General features: G+C 72.1%; 16 protein-coding genes. 12 read left to right on the forward strand and 4 right to left on the reverse strand.

Going from position 1 to position 21563, the window contains the following annotated elements:
• Positions 1 to 66 precede the first annotated feature (66 nt).
• Positions 67 to 711 (forward strand): HXXEE domain-containing protein, encoded by a 645-nt coding sequence (locus B1H19_RS28975; protein WP_083109937.1) that lies wholly within the window; start codon positions 67 to 69, stop codon positions 709 to 711.
• 101 nt (positions 712 to 812) lie between these two features.
• Positions 813 to 1289, forward strand: coding sequence for a hypothetical protein (locus B1H19_RS28980; RefSeq protein WP_083107655.1), 477 nt, complete (start codon positions 813 to 815; stop codon positions 1287 to 1289).
• A gap of 73 nt (positions 1290 to 1362) precedes the next feature.
• Here B1H19_RS28980 and B1H19_RS28985 read toward each other — a convergent pair whose 3' ends face one another.
• Both B1H19_RS28985 and B1H19_RS28990 read right to left on the reverse strand, forming a co-directional pair.
• Positions 1363 to 2385 (reverse strand): adenosine deaminase, encoded by a 1023-nt coding sequence (locus B1H19_RS28985; RefSeq protein ID WP_083109938.1) that lies wholly within the window; start codon positions 2383 to 2385, stop codon positions 1363 to 1365.
• 179 nt (positions 2386 to 2564) lie between these two features.
• Positions 2565 to 3209: an NADAR family protein gene (locus tag B1H19_RS28990; protein WP_083107657.1), complete on the reverse strand. Its 645-nt coding sequence runs from the start codon at positions 3207 to 3209 to the stop codon at positions 2565 to 2567.
• A 201-nt stretch (positions 3210 to 3410) separates the two neighbouring features.
• Here B1H19_RS28990 and B1H19_RS28995 point away from each other — a divergent pair, with 201 nt between their 5' ends.
• The 6 genes from B1H19_RS28995 (at position 3411) to B1H19_RS29020 (ending at position 10820) form a co-directional block, all read left to right on the forward strand.
• Positions 3411 to 4928, forward strand: a complete 1518-nt coding sequence (locus B1H19_RS28995; RefSeq protein WP_083107658.1) for a gamma-aminobutyraldehyde dehydrogenase — start codon at positions 3411 to 3413, stop codon at positions 4926 to 4928.
• Between the two features lie 173 nt (positions 4929 to 5101).
• The gene (locus B1H19_RS29000; RefSeq protein ID WP_083107660.1) at positions 5102 to 6349 is read left to right on the forward strand and encodes a polyamine ABC transporter substrate-binding protein; all 1248 of its coding nucleotides are present in this window, start codon (positions 5102 to 5104) and stop codon (positions 6347 to 6349) included.
• 75 nt (positions 6350 to 6424) lie between these two features.
• Positions 6425 to 7588: an ABC transporter ATP-binding protein gene (locus B1H19_RS29005; protein WP_083107662.1), complete on the forward strand. Its 1164-nt coding sequence runs from the start codon at positions 6425 to 6427 to the stop codon at positions 7586 to 7588.
• On the forward strand, positions 7585 to 8520 hold the full coding sequence (locus tag B1H19_RS29010) for an ABC transporter permease (protein WP_083107663.1): 936 nt from the start codon (positions 7585 to 7587) through the stop codon (positions 8518 to 8520). The genes B1H19_RS29005 and B1H19_RS29010 overlap by 4 nt, the downstream gene beginning before the upstream one ends.
• Entirely contained in the window at positions 8520 to 9386 is an 867-nt protein-coding gene (locus B1H19_RS29015; protein ID WP_237289543.1) for an ABC transporter permease, read from the forward strand. Before B1H19_RS29010 ends, B1H19_RS29015 begins: the two co-directional genes overlap by 1 nt.
• Positions 9387 to 9401: 15 nt before the next feature.
• The gene (locus B1H19_RS29020) at positions 9402 to 10820 is read left to right on the forward strand and encodes an NAD(P)/FAD-dependent oxidoreductase (RefSeq protein ID WP_418361480.1); all 1419 of its coding nucleotides are present in this window, start codon (positions 9402 to 9404) and stop codon (positions 10818 to 10820) included.
• Positions 10821 to 10920: 100 nt separating this feature from the next.
• On the opposite strand, the gene B1H19_RS29025 is transcribed toward B1H19_RS29020, so the two are convergent.
• Both B1H19_RS29025 and gabT read right to left on the reverse strand, forming a co-directional pair.
• Entirely contained in the window at positions 10921 to 11607 is a 687-nt protein-coding gene (locus B1H19_RS29025) for a phosphatase PAP2 family protein (protein WP_237289544.1), read from the reverse strand.
• Positions 11608 to 12096: 489 nt separating this feature from the next.
• A complete protein-coding gene (gabT, locus tag B1H19_RS29030; RefSeq protein WP_083107666.1) occupies positions 12097 to 13446 on the reverse strand; it encodes a 4-aminobutyrate--2-oxoglutarate transaminase in 1350 nt (449 codons plus the stop codon).
• A 208-nt stretch (positions 13447 to 13654) separates the two neighbouring features.
• Between gabT and B1H19_RS29035 the strand changes: the two genes are divergently transcribed.
• From B1H19_RS29035 to B1H19_RS29055, 4 genes are all read left to right on the forward strand, one after another.
• Positions 13655 to 15784: a type IV secretory system conjugative DNA transfer family protein gene (locus tag B1H19_RS29035; protein ID WP_083107668.1), complete on the forward strand. Its 2130-nt coding sequence runs from the start codon at positions 13655 to 13657 to the stop codon at positions 15782 to 15784.
• A 191-nt stretch (positions 15785 to 15975) separates the two neighbouring features.
• The gene (locus tag B1H19_RS29040; RefSeq protein WP_083107669.1) at positions 15976 to 17622 is read left to right on the forward strand and encodes a PucR family transcriptional regulator; all 1647 of its coding nucleotides are present in this window, start codon (positions 15976 to 15978) and stop codon (positions 17620 to 17622) included.
• A 164-nt stretch (positions 17623 to 17786) separates the two neighbouring features.
• Positions 17787 to 19241 carry an aldehyde dehydrogenase family protein gene (locus tag B1H19_RS29045; protein WP_203237251.1) on the forward strand — a complete coding sequence of 485 codons (1455 nt, stop codon included), beginning with the start codon at positions 17787 to 17789 and terminating at the stop codon, positions 19239 to 19241.
• A 400-nt stretch (positions 19242 to 19641) separates the two neighbouring features.
• Complete coding sequence (locus B1H19_RS29055) at positions 19642 to 21561, forward strand: acyl-CoA dehydrogenase family protein (RefSeq protein ID WP_083107672.1); 1920 nt, start codon at positions 19642 to 19644, stop codon at positions 21559 to 21561.
• Positions 21562 to 21563: the final 2 nt, after the last annotated feature.

Below are 21563 nucleotides of genomic sequence, written 5' to 3' on the forward strand. Positions count from 1 at the left end.
GGCCCCCGGGACGGTGCCGCCGACCCGGTGATCTTCCGTCAACTCGGCTTGCCAGACTTGTCGTTCATGACGACCTTCGTGAAACGCCTGTCCGGCCCGCCCGCCGCCGCGCCCGCCGCCGGGTCCGCTTCCTGCGCCGGTTCCGCTTCCTCCGTTCCGTACGGGGTATCCCCGGCCGTCACCCTCGGGCTGTTCGCCGCCTGGGCGCTGCACGATGCGGAGGAGGTGGCGTTCGGGCCGCGCTGGATACGGGAGAACGTGCCGGTGCTGCGTCGGCGGTTTCCGCAACTGCCGGAATCCGTATGGGAGTTCATGGGGAGCTTCGACGACCGGGAGTTCCGGGCCGCGGTCGGGGTGATGGCGGTCATCGTGGCCGGCGCGGCGGTGAGCGGGCAGCGCAGCGGCGGCCGCTCGGCGTTCTTCCAGAGCACGCTGGACGGCTTCGGGCTGCACGGCCTCCTGCACCTCGCCCAGGCGGCGGCCGTCCGTGGCTATACGCCGGGCTCCGCCACCTCGCCCGTTCTCGTCCTCCCCTTCACCCTCTGGGCGCGCGGCCGGCTGCGACGGGCCGGGGTGCTCCGGCCGCTCTCGGTACGGGGAGCGGTGGCCGGTGCGGCCGCGGCGGGGGCGGCCACGGTGGTCTCCCATACGGTGGCGCGCATCCTGATCGGCCGCGGTCGGCGGGCGAAGCGGGGGAGCGTACGGGGCTGAGCGGCGCGGCCGGTTTCCGCCGGTGGGTGCCGCGGTCCCGGTCGATGGGCCCGCCGCGGCGACCGTATGCTCCCGCACATGAGTCGCATGGCGGGTGCCGGATGAGGGCCGTGGTCAGCCGCTGGCAGGCGGGGATCTGCCGGTCGCGGGTGCTTCAGGAGCCGGACGGGGCGCGGTTGGCGGCGGCCCTGGGCGAGCTGGACGGTGCCGTCTGCACGGAGCTGTCGGTGGAGCGGTGGGAGGAGGACGGGGGCGTGCTGACGGTCAGCGGCGGGCCCGGGGTCTTTCTGGTCGCCGGGGAGAGCGGGGACGGCACGCTCTTCCAGCTGTGCCGGAGGCGGGCGGCGGGCGTCGACGGCGGGCCGGGGCGGCGGATGCGGCCCAAGGAGCTGGGGGTGCGGTGTCTGGACGGCGGTTCCCACGGCGCGGCCGAGGAGCCGGTGTGGCTGGTGTGCGGCGGGCAGGGGGCGTACTTCCCGGCGGAGGAGCTGGTCGACGGGGCGACGGCGCGGTGGGCCCTGCGGGAGTTCGTCGCGGGCTTCCCCGGTGGGCTGGGGGCGCCGTGGCGGGTGGCATGAGCCGCAGGCGGGCAACGCGCTCCGGTGGCCGGGCCGGGCCGGCCACCGGAGGGTTGCGTCCCCGCTGGGTGCGTCAGCCGCGGTACGCCGCCGTATAGGCGTCGATCTCCGCGGCCAGCCGGGCCTTGCCGGCGGCGTCCAGGAAGGAGGCGTCGACGGCGTTCTTGGCGAGGGCGGCCAGGCCGGGTGCGTCCAGGCCCAACAGGCGGGCGGCGACGCCGTATTCGGTGTTGAGGTCGGTGCCGAACATCGGCGGGTCGTCGCTGTTGATGGTGACCAGTACGCCCGCGTCGACCATCTCCCTGACCGGGTGCTCGTCCAGGGTCCGCACCGCGCGGGTGGCGATGTTGGAGGTCGGGCAGACCTCCAGCGGGATGCGGTGTTCGGCGAGATGGGCCAGCAGCTTCGGGTCCTGGGTGGCGCTGGTGCCGTGGCCGATCCGCTCGGCGCGCAGCTCGGTCAGGGCGTCCCAGATCGTGCCGGGGCCCGTGGTCTCGCCGGCGTGCGGTACGGAGTGCAGGCCGGCGGCGATGGCGCGGTCGAAGTACGGCTTGAACTGCGGGCGCGGGACGCCGATTTCGGGGCCGCCGAGCCCGAACGAGACCAGGCCCTCGGGCTGGAGCTCGCAGGCGATCCGGGCGGTCTCCTCCGCGGCCTCCAGGCCTGCCTCCCCGGGGATGTCGAAGCACCAGCGCAGCACCACACCCAGCTCGGACTCGGCCGACTTGCGGGCGTCCTCGATGGCCTCGACGAAGGCGGCATCGGGGATGCCGCGGCTGGTCGAGCTGAAGGGGGTGACGGTCAGCTCGGCATAGCGGATGTTCTGCCGGGCCATGTCGCGGGCGACCTCGTACGTCAGCAGCCGGACGTCCTCGGCGTCGCGGATCAGGTCCACGACGGAGAGGTAGACCTCGATGAAGTGGGCGAAGTCGCGGAAGGTGAAGAAGTCGGCGAGCGCCTCGGGGTCGGTGGGGACGGCGGAGTCGGGGTGCCGGGCGGCCAGTTCGGAGACGATCCGCGGTGAGGCCGACCCGACGTGGTGTACATGCAGCTCGGCCTTGGGCAGGCCCGCGATGAAGGCATCGAGATCGGACAACGGATCCTCCTGGTCGGTGAACGGGGACGGACTGACCGGGTGAACCAGGGGACGGACGGCGGGGCGGAGCGGCCTGGTCATGGCGCGGTCACGGACTCGTCATGGTAGGCGGGGCGGGCGGCGGCCGGCCGGGCCGCCCCCGCCTCCCGCTCCCGCAGCCCCCGCCGGCCCGCGCCGCCTCATGCTCCCGCCGACCGCCCCGCCGCCCCCTCCCGCAGCCGCTGCCGTACCTCCATCAACGCGAACCCCAGCAGATTCAGCCCCCGCCACTGGAGCGGGTGCTCCGCCCGCTCGTCGTCGGCGGCCAGTCCTATGCCCCAGATCCGGTCGACCGGGCTGGCCTCCACCAGCACCCGGGAGTTCGTGCCGAGGAGAAAGTCGCGCAGCCCGGCATCCTGGCCGAACTTGTGCAGATTGCCCTCGACGACCAGGTCGAAGCGGTGCTCCTGCCAGACGGTCTCGTCGAAGCCGCGGACCCGGCGCCCGGCGTCCTTGGCCTGTTTCGGATGGCCCGCGGCTATCGCGCGGCGCTCCGCGTCGGCGTCGGCGAACAGCCGGGCCTTGCCCGCCATCATCCAGTGCTCCGCGGTGGTGTAGGTGACGCCGTCGACCGTGAAGGGGGAGGGCCACCACTGGCTGAAGCAGCTCGCGCCCAGAGCGCCGTCGCGGCGCGGCGTATGACCCCAGAAGTGTAGATATTTGACGCGCTTTCCGGTGGCGGTTAGCGAGCGCAGTTCCTCCAGCGAGCGCGGGCCGTCCGCGGCCTGCCGGTCCGTGTGCGATCGGCTGCCGTGCGTGTCGGTCCCCGTGATGTTGTGCATCATGCCGGGATTCTGTCAGCGGGCACTGACAACGTGTCGGGGCCCCGGGCCTTGTAAAGCGCAGAATTCGTCGCGTAACCAAAAGGCAACAACGGAATCACTTGTTGAGGGCCTATTCCTCTGTCAAGATCGGCCATCGATTCCGGAAATAGCTACGCCTTGCGCGGCCGCTGAGCGGCCTTGGCGTACGGCGGAGGAGACACCATGGAGCACCGTTTCGACGTCAGCGAGCGATTCGCCGAGGGCGCCCAATTCATCGCCGGGGGACTGCGCGGCGGCACCTCGGGCCGCACCCAGGCGGTGGTGGACCCGGCCTCCGGCCAGCCGGTGTACTCCTACGAACTCGCAGGTCCGGCGGATGTGGACGCCGCCGTCGAGGCCGCGCGGACGGCGTTTCCGGTATGGGGCGGGGCGACCCCGGGGGAGCGTTCCGACGCACTGCACCGCTTCGCCGCCGCGCTCGCCGAGGACGCCGCCGATCTCGCCTTCGCGGAATCGCTGAACTGCGGAAAGCCCATCAAGCTCAGCACCGAGTTCGATGTGCCCGGATCGATCGACAATGCCGCGTTCTTCGCCGGTGCCGCCCGCCATCTGGAGGGCAAGGCGGCCGGGGAATACAGCGCCGATCACACCTCCGTGATCCGCCGCGAACCCATCGGTGTCGTCGGCTCCATCGCGCCCTGGAACTATCCGCTCCAGATGGCCGCCTGGAAGATCCTGCCGGCCGTCGCCGCGGGCAACACCATCGTGCTCAAGCCCGCCGAGATCACCCCGCTGACCTCGCTGCTGTTCGCGCAGGCCGCGCAGCGGGCCGGACTGCCCGACGGCGTGATCAACATCGTCTCCGGCGCGGGCCGGGACGCCGGCGAGCGCCTGGTGGGCCACCCCGCCGTCGCCATGACCTCCTTCACCGGCTCGACCGGCGTCGGCAAGCGCGTCGCCGAGATCGCCACCGGGACGGTCAAGCGCCTCCACCTCGAACTGGGCGGCAAGGCCCCGTTCGTGGTCTTCGACGACGCGGACCTGGAGGCCGCCGTCCACGGTGCCGTGGCCGGTGCGCTGATCAACACCGGACAGGACTGCACCGCCGCCACCCGCGCCTACGTCCAGCGCCCCCTCTACGACGCCTTCGTCAGCGGTGTCGCCGACCTGATGGCCACCGTACGGCTGGGCGACCCCTTCGATCCGGCCACGGATCTCGGCCCGTTGATCTCGCACGCCCAGCGTGACCGGGTCGCCGGATTCGTCGACCGGGCCCGCGGCTACGCCACCGTCGTCACCGGCGGCGAGGCGCCCCAGGGCGAGTTGGCCAAGGGCGCCTACTACCGGCCCACCCTGATCGCCGGCGCCGCCCAGGACAGCGAGATCGTGCAGGCCGAGATCTTCGGCCCGGTGCTGGTCGTGCTGCCCTTCGACAGCGACGACGAGGGCATCGCGCTGGCCAACGACACCCCCTACGGGCTGGCCGCCTCCGCCTGGAGCCGGGACGTCTACCGCACCGGCCGCGCCACCCGCGAGATCAACGCCGGCTGCGTCTGGGTCAACGACCACATCCCGATCATCAGCGAGATGCCGCACGGCGGCGCCAAGGCGTCCGGCTTCGGCAAGGACATGTCGGCGTATTCCTTCGAGGAGTACACGCAGGTCAAGCACGTCATGTACGACAACACGGCGGTGGCCAGGAAGGACTGGCACCGCACCGTCTTCGGGGACCGCGGCTGACGTCCCCCCGCCCGGGGCCCGCCGACGGCCCCGGGCACCCCGGCGGCCGGTCATCCCCGCCCCCGTACCCGCACTCCTTCGGGTCTGTCCCCACCAGGCCCCATGAGCATCGCCCCCGCTTCCCTCTACCACCGGCGCCGAGCGCCGGGCACCTCCCCGAAAGGGCATCGCGCATGGAGCACACCGAACGGCCCGAGCCCCTCTGCGCGGCCGAACTGGCCGCCGTCCGCCGCAGCATGACCGACGGCCGCCTCGCCATGACCCGCCGCTCCCTGCTGCGCGCCGGCGGCGCGCTCGCGGCGGTGGCGGGCGGCATGGGCGCCCTGTCGGCCTGCGGCATCCCGCCCGCCGGCCGCACCGACGCCGGCAGCTCCGACGACCACTCCAGGACCGAGAAGCGCCTGAACTTCTCCAACTGGACCGAGTACATGGACGTCACCGACGACGGCAAGCACCGGCCGACGCTGGAGAAGTTCACCAAGCGCACCGGCATAGCCGTCAACTACACCGAGGACATCAACGACAACGACGAGTTCTTCGGCAAGATCCAGGCGCAGCTGGCCAACGGCCAGGACACCGGCCGCGATCTGATCGTGCTCACCGACTGGATGTGCGCACGGATGATCTCCCTGGGCTGGATCGACGAGCTGGACCCGGCCAACCTGCCGCACGCCTACGCCAACCTCACCGCGCAGTTCCGCAGCCCCGCCTGGGACCCGGGCCGGGCGCACTCCTACCCGTGGACGGGCGTCCCCGCGATCATCGCGTACAACAAGAAGGCCACCGGCGGCCGCACCGTCGACTCGGTCACCCAGCTGCTGGAGGACCCCAAGCTCAAGGGCCGGGTCGGCTTCCTCACCGAGATGCGCGACAGCATCGGCCTGACCCTGCTGGACATGGGCAAGAAGCCCGAGAGCTTCACCGCCGACGACTTCGACGCGGCGATCGCCCGGCTCCAGAAGGGCGTGGACTCCAAGCAGATCCGCCGCTTCACCGGCAACGACTACACCACCGACCTGGACAAGGGCGACCTCGCCGCCTGTGTGGCCTGGGCCGGCGACATCGTCCAGCTCCAGAGCGACAACCCGGACATCGCCTACGCCATCCCCAAGGCCGGCTACACGACGTCCACCGACAACCTGATGGTGCCGAACAAGGCGCGCCACAAGCAGAACGCCGAACGGCTCATCGACTTCTTCTACGAGCCGAAGGTGGCGGCACGGATCGCGGCGTACATCAACTACGTCTGCCCCGTGGACGGCGTACGCGACGAACTCGCCAAGATCGACAAGAAGCTGGCGGCCAACCCGCTGATCATCCCCGACGAGAAGATGGCCGCCCGGTCCCACTCCTTCCGCGCCCTGAACGCCAAGGAGAGCAAGCAGTTCGCGCAGAAGTTCTCCACCCTCACCGGGGCCTGACCCCGCCGCCCGAACCACCCCGCGCCGCCAGGCCCGTACGAGCCGCATCGCCCTCCGACCCACGGGACGCCCGATATGACCATGACGCACACCCCCCAGAGCAGCGGCGGTGACGTCCGCCTCAGCCAGATCAGCAAAACCTACGGCTCCTTCACCGCCGTCCACCCGCTCGATCTCACCGTCCCCGCGGGCTCCTTCTTCGCGCTGCTGGGCGCCTCCGGCTGCGGCAAGACCACCACCCTGCGGATGATCGCCGGACTGGAGGACCCCACCACCGGGACCGTCGAGCTCTCCGGCGAGGACGTCACCGCCCTGCCGCCCTACAAGCGCCAGGTCAACACCGTCTTCCAGAACTACGCGCTCTTCCCGCACCTGGACATCTACGAGAACGTCGCCTTCGGCCTGCGCCGCCGCGGCATCAAGTCCGTCAAGAAGCAGGTCGAGGAGATGCTCGACCTCGTCCAGCTCGGCCCGATGGCCCGCCGCAGGCCGCAGCAGCTCTCCGGCGGCCAGCAGCAGCGCGTCGCGGTCGCCCGCGCGCTGATCAACCACCCGCAGGTGCTGCTCCTCGACGAGCCGCTGGGCGCCCTCGACCTCAAGCTGCGCCGCCAGATGCAGCTGGAGCTCAAGCGCATCCAGACCGAGGTCGGCATCACCTTCGTGCACGTCACCCACGACCAGGAGGAGGCCATGACGATGGCCGACACCGTGGCCGTGATGAACGGCGGCCGGGTCGAACAACTCGGCGCCCCCGCCGACCTCTACGAGAACCCCGCCAGCACCTTCGTCGCCAACTTCCTGGGCACCTCCAACCTCATCGAGGCCGAGGTCGTCGAGGCCGGCGGCGAGGACCTGCTGCTGCGCGCCGCCGACACCAGACTCCGGCTGCCCGCCGCCCGGTGCAGCGCGAGCGCCACCGCCGGCGACAAGGTCCTGGCGGGCGTCCGCCCCGAGAAGATGGCCCTCGCGCACGCCGACGACGCCGACTCCGTCACCGACGGCCACAACCGGCTGCCCGGCCGCATCAAGGACGCCAGCTTCATCGGCGTCTCCACCCAGTACGTCATCGAGGCGCCGGGCCTGGGCGAGGTCTCCGTCTACGAGCAGAACATCACCCGTGACGGCCGGCTCATACCGGGCGCCGAGGTCGTCGTCCACTGGAACCCGGCGCACACCTTCGGGCTCGACGCCGCCCAGGACATCGCGGCCGGCGCGGACCTCGACGAGGAGGCGGCATGACCGCGACCGAGGCCCCCGCGCCCCCGGAGAGCGACGCCACCGAGCCCCCCGCACTCCGCAAGACGTCCACCCGCAAACGGCTGGTCCCCTACTGGCTGCTGCTGCCCGGCATCCTGTGGCTGCTGGTCTTCTTCGCCGCCCCGCTCGTCTACCAGGCGTCGACCTCCCTCCAGACCGGCTCCCTCGAAGAGGGCTTCAAGGTCACCTGGCACCTCGCCACCTACTGGGACGCGCTGGGCGAGTACTGGTCGCAGTTCGTCCGCTCCATGGGCTACGCCGCCATCGCCACCGCGCTGTGCCTGCTGCTCGGCTACCCGCTGGCCTATCTGATCGCGTTCAAGGCGGGACGCTGGCGCAATGTGGTGATGATGCTGGTCATCGCGCCGTTCTTCACCAGCTTCCTGATCCGTACGCTGGCCTGGAAGACGATCCTGGCCGACGGCGGACCGGTCGTCGGCGTCCTCAACTCGCTGCACATCCTGGACGTCACCAGCGCCCTGGGCATCACCGAGGGGCACCGGGTGCTGGCCACCCCGCTCGCGGTGGTCTGCGGTCTGACGTACAACTTCCTGCCGTTCATGATCCTGCCGCTCTACACCTCGCTGGAGCGCATCGACCCCCGCCTCCACGAGGCCGCCGGCGACCTCTACGCGCGCCCGGCCACCACCTTCCGCCGGGTGACCTTCCCGCTGTCCATGCCGGGCGTCGTCGCCGGCACCCTGCTCACCTTCATCCCGGCCGCCGGCGACTACATCAACGCCGAACTGCTGGGCTCCACGGACCAGAAGATGATCGGCAACGTCATCCAGTCGCAGTTCCTGAGGGTCCTGGACTACCCGACCGCCGCCGCCCTCTCCTTCATCCTCATGGCGGCCATCCTCGCCATGGTCACCATCTACATCCGCAAGTCGGGGACGGAGGACCTGGTCTGATGGCCGCAACCGAGACCACCGGGAAGACCACCGGAAAGACGGTGGGGAGCACCCCCCGCGCCACCGCTGCCCCCCTGCGCTGGCTGCGCCGCAACGCCGTCACCCTCGCGGGACTGGCCACCCTGGCCTACCTGATCCTGCCCAACGTCGTCGTGATGGTCTTCTCCTTCAACAAGCCCCACGGCCGCTTCAACTACCAGTGGCAGCAGTTCTCCACGGACGCCTGGACCGACCCCTGCGGCGTCGCCGACCTGTGCGGCTCGCTCGGGCTCAGCCTCCAGATCGCCGTCTGGGCCACCGTCGGCGCCACCGTCCTCGGCACGATGATCGCCTTCGCGCTGGCGCGCTACCGCTTCCGGGCCCGCGCCGGCGTCAACACCCTGATCTTCCTGCCGATGGCCATGCCCGAGGTCGTCATGGCCGCGTCGCTGGCCACCCTGTTCCTCAACATGGGCATCCAGTTCGGCTTCTGGACGATCCTGATCGCCCACATCATGTTCTGCCTGAGCTTCGTGGTCACCGCCGTCAAGGCGCGGGTGATGAGCATGGACCCGCGCCTGGAGCAGGCCGCCCAGGACCTCTACGCCTCGCCGGTGCAGACGTTCCTGCGGGTCACCCTGCCGATCGCCGCCCCCGGTATCGCGTCCGGTGCGCTGCTCTCCTTCGCCCTGTCCTTCGACGACTTCATCATCACGAACTTCAACGCCGGCTCCACGGTGACCTTTCCCATGTTCGTCTGGGGATCGGCGCAGCGGGGCACGCCCGTTCAGATCAATGTCATCGGTACGGCGATGTTCCTGGTCGCCGTCCTGTGCGTCCTCGTCGGCCAGATGGCCGGATCCCGCCGCAAGCGGAGTACCAAGTAAGAGGAGCTGAGAACCATGGCACGAGCTGCCATGACCCCGTCCCCCGTCCATGCGCTCGCCGACGCCGAACCGACCCCGTTCTGGCTGGCCGACCCCGACCGGCCGGCCGCCGAGCCCGCCCTCGTCGGCGACGAGACCTGCGATCTGCTCGTCGTCGGCGGCGGCTACTCGGGACTGTGGACGGCGCTGATCGCCAAGGAACGCGACCCCCAGCGCGATGTCGTCCTGATCGAGGGCGCCGAGGTCGGCTGGGCCGCCTCCGGGCGCAACGGCGGCTTCTGCGCCGCCTCCCTCACCCACGGCCTCGGCAACGGCCTGGCCCGCTGGCCCGGCGAACTCGCCACGCTCGAAGCGCTCGGCGTCAAGAACCTCGACGCCATCGAGCACGCCGTCGCCCGCTACCACATCGACTGCGCCTTCGAGCGCACCGGCGAGATCGACATCGCCACCGAACCCCACCAGGTCGCCGAGCTCCAGGAGGCCGCCGAGGAGGCCGCCGGACTGGGCCTGACCCGCCACCGCTTCCTCGACCAGGACGAACTGCGCGCCGAGATCGACTCGCCCACCTTCCGCGCCGGCCTGTGGGACCGCGACGGCGTCGCCATGCTCAACCCGGCCCGGCTCGCCTGGGGCCTCAAGCAGGCGTGCCTGGGCTACGGCGTCCGCATCTACGAGCGCACCCGCGCCACCGCCCTGTCCTCCGACGGTCTGGGCATGGCCGTCCGCACCCCCTACGGCCGGATCTTCGCCCGCCATGTCGCCCTGGGCACCAACGCGTTCCCGTCGCTGGTCAAGCGGGTCCGCCCGTACATCGTCCCGGTCTACGACCACGCCCTGATGACCGAGCCGCTCAACGAGGAGCAGCTCGCCGCCATCGGCTGGAAGAACCGCCAGGGCCTCTCGGACTCCAACAACCACTTCCACTACTTCCGCATCACCGCCGACAACCGCATCCTGTGGGGCGGTTACGACATCGTCTACCGCTACGGCGGCGGCGTACGGGCCGAGTACGACCACCACCCCGCCACCTACGAAAAGCTCGCCCGGCATTTCTTCCGCTGCTTCCCGCAGCTGGAGGGCCTGCGCTTCACCCACACCTGGGGCGGCGCCATCGACACCTGCGCCCGCTTCTCCGCCTTCTTCGGCACCGCGCACGCGGGCCGGGTCGCCTACGCCGCGGGTTACACGGGCCTGGGCGTCGGTGCCACCCGCTTCGGCGCCGAGGTGATGCTCGATCTGCTCGCCGGCGAGCGCACCGAACGCACCGAGCTGGAGATGGTCCGCTCCAAGCCCCTCCCCTTCCCGCCCGAGCCGCTGCGCTGGGCCGGTATCGGCATCACCCAGTGGTCGATGACCCGCGCCGATACGCACGGCGGGCGCCGCAACCTGTGGCTGAAGGCCATGGACAAGCTGGGCCTCGGCTTCGACAGCTGACCTACGGCGGGGCAACGGGGGGCGGGCAACCGGGAGTTGGCCGCCCCTCGTGCCGCCGGGGCGGGGCATGTCTCCCTCGTACCGCCAGGGCGGGGCGTGCCTACGGAGTCCGAGGCGCGTCGCCCCCCGCTGGCGCCTCGTCCCCCGCCGGCGCGTCGCCCCCTGATGGCGCGTCGTCCCCCGTCCACCCTGCGCACACCGCCCACCACACCGCCAGCAGCACCCCGGCCAGACACCAACTGCCCAGCACATCCAGCGGCCAGTGGTACCCCCGGCGCACGAGCCCGAGCCCGACACCCGCGTTGAGCAGGGCCATCCCCGCCACCAGCAGCCCCCGGCCGCGGCGTCGTCCCGCTCCCGCCCGGATCACCAGCAGTGTGGCCAGCCCGTAGGCGACCGCCGCCGTGGCGCCGTGCCCCGAGGGATAGAAGCCCTCGTGCGCACCCGCGCCCATCTGCGGCGGCCCCGGCCGGGCGAACCACAGCTTGAGCGGGACGACCAGCGCGGGCAGCACACCCAGGGTCAGCGCGGCGGCGAGCGACGGCAGCCACCACCGCACCGGAGCGCCGGGCTCCGCATCCCGCGGCGGCCGCCGACGCCCGCGCCCCACCCGCCAGGCCGCCCACGCCGCCACCACCAGCACCACCGGCAGTGCGACGGCCGTATTGCCGAGATCGGCGAAGAACTCCGCGAGCCCCTGGGGAATCGCGCTGCCCGCGAGGGCGCTTCCCACCCGCTCATCGGCCGCGCGCAGCGGCCCCGCACCGGCCACCTGCCAACTGATCACGGCGAACAGCAGCGCGCAGAGGGTCCCTACCAGGAACGGCGGGCGGAAAAAGAGAGGCCGCCTCGGAACAGGGGGGGTGGTTCCGAGGCGGCCGGGTCGACCGGTGTCCCGCACGCCCCGGGGGGTATGGGGCGGGCGGACATCCGATCGGTGAGGATTCCCGGAGTCCCCCGCGCCAGTGGCAGGGGTTCCGGTGGTGTGCGCGAGGGCACGGCCTGATCGGAGCCGGGGAAGCGCCGACCGGGCGTCGCCCGCAGTCCCCTGCGAGCGGGGTGTTTCTCTCATCTGCAGAAACCGTACGGCAACGGGGGCACACCCGACAGCCGCATCACGGGGCCGCCATTCGCCCCGCACATCTTCTTCACGCGACGGCGTACGCGGGGTACGCATCCGCACGTACCCGGAAACGGGCGCGGCCCGGGACACGGCGCATGCACACCGCATCCCGGGCCACCCCGGGCTCGTCCGGACTCATCCGCCGCTGACGGCTCAGAGCTGGGCGAACGCCGCCTCGATGATGTCCAGGCCCTCGTTCAGCAGGTCCTCGCCGATCACCAACGGCGGCAGGAAGCGCAGCACGTTGCCGTACGTACCGGTCGTCAGGACCAGCAGGCCCTCCTGGTGGCAGGCCTTGGCGAGCGCGCCGGTGGCCTCCGGGTTGGGCTCCTTGGAACCGGACTTGACCAGCTCGATCGCGATCATCGCGCCGCGGCCGCGGACCTCGCCGATGATGTCGAACTTCTCCTGCATCGCGACGAGGCGGGCCTTCATGACCTGCTCGATGTGCTTGGCCTTGCCGTTGAGGTCCAGCTCGCGCGCGGTCTCGATGGCGCCGAGCGCGGCGGCGCAGGCCACCGGGTTACCGCCGTAGGTGCCGCCCAGGCCGCCCGCGTGCGCGGCGTCCATGATCTCCGCGCGGCCGGTGACCGCGGCCAGCGGCAGACCGCCCGCAATGCCCTTCGCCGTCGTGATGAGATCGGGAACGATCCCCTCGTCCTCACACGCGAACCACTGGCCCGTACGGCAGAAGCCCGACTGGATCTCGTCGGCGACGAAGACGATCCCGTTCTCCTTGGCGAAGTTCGCGATCGCCGGGAGGAAGCCCTTGGCCGGCTCGATGAAACCGCCCTCGCCGAGCACCGGCTCGATGATGATCGCCGCGACGTTCTCCGCGCCGACCTGCTTGGTGATCTGCGAGATGGCCTGGTCGGCGGCCTCCTGCGCACAGTTCTCCGGGCCGGTCAGCCAGCGGTAGGGGTAGGCCAGCGGCATCCGGTAGACCTCGGGCGCGAACGGCCCGAAGCCGTGCTTGTACGGCATGTTCTTCGAGGTCAGCGCCATCGTCAGGTTCGTCCGGCCGTGGTAGCCGTGGTCGAAGACCACCACGGCCTGCCGCTTGGTGTACGCCCGCGCGATCTTGACCGCGTTCTCCACGGCCTCCGCACCGGAGTTGAACAGCGCCGACTTCTTCTTGTGGTCGCCCGGGGTCAGCTCGGCCAGCGCCTCACAGACCTCGATGTACGGCTCGTACGGCGTGACCATCGCACAGGTGTGGGTGAAGTCGGCCAGCTGCGCGGCGGCGCGGCGCACCACGGCCTCGGCGCTGTTGCCGACTGAGGTCACCGCGATACCGGAACCGAAGTCGATCAGCGAGTTGCCGTCCACGTCCTCCAGGACACCGCCGCCGGCGCGCTTGACGAACACGGGCAGCACCGCACCGACACCAGCGGCCACGGTCTCCTGCTTACGGGCCCACAGCTCCTGCGACTTCGGGCCGGGGATCGCGGTGACGACGCGACGCTCCTGGGGGAGGGCCGGGCCTCCGGACAGTTCGGTCATGGCAGTCTCCTGGGGTCGAACGGGGACGTACAGAGGTTGTACAGAGGTCTTGTTCTCGCAGGTTAGGGCCGCTGGACCGGTGCGGGCATGTTCCGTTCGGGAGAAGTGCGCGTGTTGCGTTGTCCGCACCGGATATAGCGGAGGGGGTGGGGACAGTAGATTGAACGGCGGCAGCAGGGTCTTGGCGCGAGGGGGACAAGGGCACCGGATGGACACCGAGGGCACGCAGGACGCACAGAGCACCCGCTCCGCACACATCCCGCGGCCGGCCACGCCGCCGGGGGCACCGCCCCGGCCGAGCGCGCCGCCCGCCCCGCCCGCGGCAGCCCCCGGCGCCGCCGAGCCGCCCCTGCTGGGCTGGCTGCGGACCCCCCGGCCGGCGGCGGCGCCGGGGATCTGGACGTACGGACACCGCCCCCGTCCGGCCAAGGAGCCCGAGCGCACCCCGCTGCGGCAGCTGATCAGCGGCGCACTGATCTCGTTCCTGTGCGGGTGGCTGCTGTGGTCGCTGCTGTGGAACGGATACCTCGGCAGCTACTGGATGTGGCCGCTGGTGCTCCTGACGCCCGACTCCTGGCGCGACGGCACCGACCCGATGGCCTATGTCTGGGCCAGCTACCTCTACTACGGCCTGTTCCTCGCCCTCCTGGTCGTGGTTTTCGGCCGCCTCGGCCGCTGGCCCGAACTCGCGCGCCGCTTCCTGGCGCCGTTCGTCCGGCGCCTGCGCCCCCGCGCCCCCGCCCCCAAGCGCCAACCGGCAGCCGACCCCGCCCAATGGCCCGAGCTGCGGGCCCACGGAGCCGCCGACGCCGCCGACAAGCTCGCCGAGGAGGCCCGCGCCGGGCGGATGACCGATGTGGACGTGGCCCGGATCGGCCACGCCTGGCGCGCGGTACGGTCCGGCGGCACGCCCCTCGCTTCCTTCACCGACACCGTGCTCCGGCAGGGCGCCGCGGCCTGCGCGCACCCCTCGGGGCGGCGCGATCTGGCCCGCCGGAGCGCCGAGCACGATCTGCTCGCCGGGCAGGTGCGGATCGGTACCGCCGCCGACCACGAACGCAACCCGTATCAGCACCGGAGCGTCGGCTGCGCGCTGGAACCGGGGGTGCTCGGCACCTCCCTGCTGGCCGTCGGCCCCGCGGGCAGCGGCAAGAGCACCCGGTTGGTGCGGCCCGTCGTGGAGGCGATGTGCCTCCAGGCGCTGGCGGGACAGAGCGCGGTGATCGCCGTCGGGCCGGCCGGTTCGGACCTCGGCCCGGACGACGCGTTCGACGTGGTGGTCAGGATCGGCCGCCCCGACCCCGAATGCGACCTCGACCTCTACGGCGGCACCACCGACCCCGACGAGGCGGCCGGGATTCTTGCCGAGGCGTTGGTGGGGGATCTGGCGGGGCAGTTGCCGGGTGGGGACAGTCGGCGGGCGGCGACAGTGCTGGGGCAGTTGCTCGGGCCGTTCCGGGCGGCGTATGAGCGGTTTCCCACCGTGGCGGAGCTGCGGGAGCTGCTGGACGGGGCGCCGGAGGCGATGAGGGCGCTGCGGGCCGCGCTGGAGGAGCGGCGGGAGCAGCCGCTGCTGCGTGAACTGGACGCGCGGGCCCGGCAGTTGGAGCGTTCCGGTGATGTGGGGGTGCTGCTCGCCGACCGTATCGCGCTGCTCGACCGGCCCGCCTTCGCCGACTTCTTCGACCCCACGGGGCGCACCCGGCAGGTGTCGCTGCGTGCCCTGGACCATCCCCTGCGGGTGCGGATCGAGCTGCCCGAGCGGGGCCATGCGGAAGCCTCGCGGATTCTGGCGCGGCTGGTGCTGGCGCAGTTCACGGAGTGCGCGGTGGCCCGCAGCGACCGTTCGCTGTTCGCCTGTCTGGTGCTCGACGAGGCGGCGCACACCATCACCGCCGAGGCGCTGCGCGGCCTCCAGCGGCTGCGCTCGGCCCATGCCGGCGCGGTGCTCACGCTGCGCTCCTTGGACGACGTCCCCGAGGGGCTGCGCAGCGGGCTGCTCGGTGCGGTCGGCTGCCGGATGGCGTTCGCGGGGGTGACGACCTGGGACGGCGCGCGGTTCGCCGAGGTGTGGGGCAAGGAGTGGGTGGAGACCCGCGATGTGACGGACCGTCAAATCATCGCGGTGAGCGCCGCGGGCAAGGCGTTCCACATCTTCCGGCAGCTGATCACGGGCAAGGCGGCCACCGCCAAGGCCGTCACCGTCCGCACGGTGGAGCGGGAGCGCTGGTCCGCCTCCGACCTGGCCAACTCCGTACCGGCGGGGCATGCGGTGCTCTCGGTGACGTCGGTCAAGGGGGAGCATGCGCCGCCGGTGCTGGTGGATCTGCGGGGATGAGGGACGCGGCGGGCTCACCGCCGCCGGGCCGGTCCGCCGGGCCCCCGCAATCCGCCCGGACGCTGTCCCCGGATTCCTCCGCTGAGGCAGAATCGGAAGCGGCCGTTCATACGGGACGGCGCAAATGCTCTCGCCACACACCCTCACACACCCTCGCCTCCGGCCGGGTCCCCCTCGTCATCGAAGGTCCTATGCCCCACACCCTGGCTTCCCTGGTCAACCACACCGCGCTCAAGCTGACCGTGCTCGCGGGTCAGGACGGGCTGGACGTGCCGGTGCGCTGGGCGCATGCCAGTGAGCTGATCGATCCGGTGCCCTACATGGAGGGCGGGGAGCTGCTGCTGATCACCGCGCTCAAACTGGACGCGCAGGATCCGGAGGCCACCCGTCGGTACGTGCGCCGGGTGGCGCAGGCGGGGGTGATCGGGCTCGGCTTCGCCGTCGGGGTGAACTACGAGGAAGTGCCCGAGGCGCTGGTGCAGGCGGCGCGGCAGGAGGGGCTGCCGTTGCTGGGGGTGCCGCGCCGGACGCCGTTCATCGCCATCAGCAAGGCGGTCTCGGCCGCGGTCGCCGCCGACCAGTACCGGGCGGTGACCGCCGGCTTCGAGGCGCAGCGGGAGCTGACCCGGGCGGCCCTCAGCGCCGAGGGCCCGGCCGAGCTGCTGGCGCGGCTGGCCGCGCATCTGGACGGCTGGGCGGCGCTGTACGACGCGTCGGGAGCCGTGGTGGCCGCCGCACCGGACTGGGCGGCCCGCCGCGCGGCCCGCCTGACCGAGGACGTGGCGCGGCTGCGCGAGCGGCCCGCACCCGCCAGTTCCGTGGTGAGCGACACGGACGGCGACGACCGGGTGGAGCTCCAGTCGCTCGGTACGGGCCGGCGGGCGCGCGGGGTGCTGGCGGTGGGCACCGCGGCGCCGCTGGGCACCGCCGAGCGCTACGCCGTGCACTCCGCCGTGGCGCTGCTCACCCTCACCACCGAGCGCTCCCGCGCCCTCCAGGACGCCGAGCAGCGCCTGGGCGCCGCGGTCCTCAAAATGCTGCTCGCCGGGGAGCCGGACCATGCCCGGGCGGTGGCCGGCCGGCTCTACGGCGGGCTGCTGGACGCCCCGTTCCGGGTGGTGGTGGCCGAGCCGGTCCCGGCCGACGACCAGGCGGCCGCCGGGCAGGGGCAAGGCGGCACACCGGCCGTCCTGGAGGCGCTCGCCGATGCGATGGACTCGGCCGCTTCCCGCACCGGCGAGGCGGTGCTCGCCGTACCGGACAACAGCCGGCTGATCGTGCTGGTCGCGGACGGCGGCGCCGCCGCGGACGCCTGCGCCGCCTTCGCCGCCGCGGCCCAGGCCCGCGCCGGATCGCAGCCCCGGAACGGTGCCCGCCCGGCGCGCGGCGGAACGGGCCGCACCGAACAGCTGGCGGTGGGCCTGTCCGCACCGGCCGGCCCGACGGCCGCGGCCACCGCCTACCGCCAGGCCGAAGCGGCCCTCCACGTCGCCCGGCGCCGCGGCCGCACCCTGGTCGAGCACGAGGACGTCGCGGCGGGGTCGGTGCTGCCGCTGCTGGCCGACGACGCCGTACGGGCCTTCGCCGACGGGCTGCTGCGGGCGCTGCGGGAGCACGACGCGACCGGGCGCGGCGATCTGGTGGCATCGCTGCGGGCCTGGCTCGCCCGGCACGGCCAGTGGGACGCGGCCGCCGCCGACCTGGGCGTCCACCGCCATACGCTGCGCTACCGGATGCGACGGGTGGAGGAGATCCTGGGCCGCTCGCTGGACGATGCGGACGTGCGGATGGAGCTGTGGCTGGCGCTCAAGGCGACCTCGGCGCCGCCCGAGGAGTGAGCCGGCGAGCGGGTCTCCTCCATCGCGGAGGGACACGCCCGCCGATTGCTACGGTTCGGACAAACGCCACACGGGCGTCGCGCCCCTACCTTGGTGGGCACGGCACCGCTCGCCGAGCGCCGCCGTCCGCACCACTCCACCACTTCGGAAGGGCCGGGATTACTGTGCCGAACTCTGCAGCCCCCACCGCCTTCTGGCTCGCCGGCCGCAAGACCACCGGCGACGCCACCTTCGACGTCACCTCCCCCTGGGACGGACGTCTCGTCGGCACGGTGAGCGTCCCCACCGAGGCCCAGATCGAGGAGGCCATCGCCGCCTCCGTCGCCGTCCAGGACGAGCTCGCCGCGACCCCCGCCCATGTGCGGGCCGCCGCCCTCGACCACGTCGGCCGCCAGCTGGTGGAGCGCGCCGAGGAGATCGCCCAGCTGATCTCCGCGGAGAACGGCAAGCCGATGAAGTGGGCGCGCGGCGAGGTCGGCCGGGCCGTCTCCGTCTTCCGCTTCGCGGCCGAGGAGGCCCGCCGCTTCAACGGCGGCGAGGCCCAGCGCCTGGACACCGACGCGGGCGGCGCCGGCCGCCTCGCCCTGACCCGCCGCTTCCCCCGCGGCACGGTCCTGGGCATCGCCCCGTTCAACTTCCCGCTGAACCTGTGCGCCCACAAGATCGCCCCGGCCATCGCGGCCGGCGTCCCGATCATCCTCAAGCCCGCCCCGGCCACCCCGCTCTCCGGCCTCATCATCGGTGAGCTGCTGGACGGCACCGATCTGCCGGCCGGCTCCTGGTCGATCCTCCCGGTGGGCAACGAGGCGATGCCGGCCCTGGTCAAGGACGAGCGGCTGCCCGTCATCTCCTTCACCGGCTCCGAGAAGGTCGGCTACGACATCCTCGACTCGGTGCCGCGCAAGCACTGCACCCTGGAGCTCGGCGGCAACGGCGCGGCCGTCGTCCTGCCCGACTGGTCCTCCGAGGCGGACCTGGACTGGGCGGCGCAGCGCATCGCCACCTTCTCCAACTACCAGGGCGGCCAGTCCTGCATCTCGGTGCAGCGGGTCATCGCCGACGCCTCCGTCTACGACCGCCTGGTCCCCAAGATCGTCGCGGCGGTCAACGCCCAGATCACCGGCGACCCCTCCGACGACGCCACCGAGGTCGGCCCGCTGGTCAACGAGGCCGCGGCCAAGCGCGTGGAGTCCTGGGTGGACGAGGCCGTCGAGCGCGGCGCCAAGCTGCTGGCCGGCGGCAAGCGCGACGGCGCCTCCTACGCGCCGACCGTCCTGGCGGACGTGCCCGCCGGCACCACCCTGGCCTGCGAAGAGGTCTTCGGCCCGGTGCTGAGCATCCAGAAGGTCGACGGCGAGGCCGAGGCGTTCGCTGCGGTCAACGACTCCAAGTACGGCCTCCAGGCCGGTGTCTTCACCCACGACACGCAGACCGCCTTCCGCGCCCACCGCGCCCTGGAGGTCGGCGGCGTGATCATCGGCGATGTGCCGTCCTACCGCGCCGACCAGATGCCCTACGGCGGCGCCAAGCAGTCCGGTGTGGGCCGCGAGGGCGTGCGCTACGCGATGGACGACTACACCTACGAGCGCGTGCTGGTCCTGACCGGCCTGGCCCTCTAACGAGGTCTCGGCGGCGGGCCTGCCTCCCCGCCGCACCGCCGACCGGCCTGGACCGGTGGACAGCGACGGCCATCCCTTGGGCCGTACTGCCGTCCAGGCTCCGGCCGGCGCACCCCCCGGCGCCGGCCCGGCCGCGGCGCGCTCCGGACACCCCCGTTCCGGAGCGCGCCGCGTCCCTCCCTCCGTCCGGACACCCGAATGGCCGATACGGCCCGTTCCCGGGTGGCCGAAGCCGTCCCCCGGACGGCCCATGGCGCATACGCGTGCGCACGCCCGCCGCTTCCCCGCGGTACCACTGGTGCAACCCCCTCGGATCGGGTAACCCTCACAAGTAGCACTGTCCGACGGCCGCCCCCGGCCCTCGGTGCAGCACTCCCGACCGCGGCGAGGTGAGCTCCTGATGACGGCTCCGTCCATCCGCAAGGTTTCCGAGCGCGAAGCGCGGCAGGTCGCCGAGGCGGCCCGCGAGCAGGACTGGCGCAAGCCCAGCTTCGCCAAGGAACTGTTCCTGGGGCGCTTCAGGCTCGACCTCATCCATCCGCACCCCACCCCGGCGGTGGACGACGTCCGGCGCGGGGAGAAGTTCCTGGCCACCCTACGGACCTTCTGCGAAACCAAGGTCGACAGCGCCCGCATCGAACGCGAGGCCAAGATCCCCGACGAGACCCTCCAGGGCCTCAAGGAGATCGGCGCGCTCGGCATGAAGATCGACACCAAGTACGGCGGCCTCGGCCTGACCCAGGTCTACTACAACCGCGCCCTGGCCCTGGCCGGATCCGCCAGCCCCGCCATCGGCGCCCTGCTCTCCGCCCACCAGTCCATCGGCGTCCCGCAGCCGCTCAAACTCTTCGGCACCCAGGAGCAGAAGGACGCTTTCCTGCCACGCTGCGCCCGCAGCGCCATCTCCGCCTTCCTGCTCACCGAACCGGACGTCGGCTCCGACCCGGCCCGCCTGGCCACCACCGCCGTACCCGACGGCAAGGACTACGTCCTGGACGGCGTGAAGCTGTGGACCACCAACGGTGTGGTCGCCGACCTGCTGGTCGTCATGGCGCGGGTGCCCGCCTCCGAGGGGCACAAGGGCGGTATCACCGCCTTCGTCGTCGAGGCCGACTCACCCGGCATCACCGTCGAGAACCGCAACGCCTTCATGGGCCTGCGCGGCCTGGAGAACGGTGTCACCCGCTTCCACCAGGTCCGCGTCCCCGCCGCGCACCGCATCGGCCCCGAGGGCGCCGGTCTCAAGATCGCCCTGACCACCCTCAACACCGGCCGCCTCTCGCTGCCCGCGATGTGCGCCGGCGTCGGCAAGTGGTGTCTGAAAATCGCCCGCGAATGGTCCACGGCCCGCGAGCAGTGGGGCAAGTCCATCGCGAAACACGAGGCCGTCGGCGGCAAGGTCGCCTTCATCGCCGCGACCACCTTCGCCCTGGAGGCCGTCGTCGACCTCTCCTCCCAGATGGCCGACGAAAGCCGCAACGACATCCGTATCGAGGCCGCCCTCGCCAAGCTGTACGGCTCCGAGATGGGCTGGCGGATGGCCGACGAACTCGTCCAGATCCGCGGCGGCCGCGGCTTCGAGACCGCCGAATCGCTCGCCGCCCGCGGCGAACGCGCCGTCCCCACCGAACAGGTGCTGCGCGATATGCGCATCAACCGGATCTTCGAGGGCTCCACGGAGATCATGCATCTGCTGATCGCCCGCGAGGCCGTCGACGCCCATCTCTCCGTCGCCGGCGCGCTCATCGACCCGGACACCTCCCTGGCCGACAAGGGCCGGGCCGCGGCCAGGGCCGGCGGCTTCTACGCCCGCTGGCTGCCCCAGCTCATCACCGGACCGGGCCAACTGCCGCGTACCTACCAGGAGTTCGGCGAACTCGCCGGCCATCTGCGCTATGCCGAACGGGCCTCGCGCAAGCTCGCCCGCTCCACCTTCTACGCCATGTCCCGCTGGCAGGGCCGGATGGAGACCAAACAGGGCTTCCTCGGCCGGATCGTCGACATCGGCGCCGAGCTGTTCGCGATGAGCGCGGCCTGTGTCCGCGCCGAGCATCTGCGGATGTCCGGCGAGCACGGCCGCGAGGCCCACCAGCTCGCCGACGCCTTCTGCCGTCAGGCGCGGCTGCGCATCGAGGAGCTGTTCGGCCGGCTGTGGACCAACACCGACGACCTCGACCGCAAGATCGTCTCCCGGGTCCTGGACGGCAGCTACACCTGGCTGGAGGAGGGCGTCATCGACCCCAGCGGCGACGGCCCCTGGATCGCGGACGCCACCCCCGGCCCCAGCACCAAGGACTCCGTCCGCCGCCCGATCCCGTGAGG

The sequence above is a fragment of the Streptomyces gilvosporeus genome, from assembly GCF_002082195.1.
GTDB lineage: Bacteria > Actinomycetota > Actinomycetes > Streptomycetales > Streptomycetaceae > Streptomyces > Streptomyces gilvosporeus.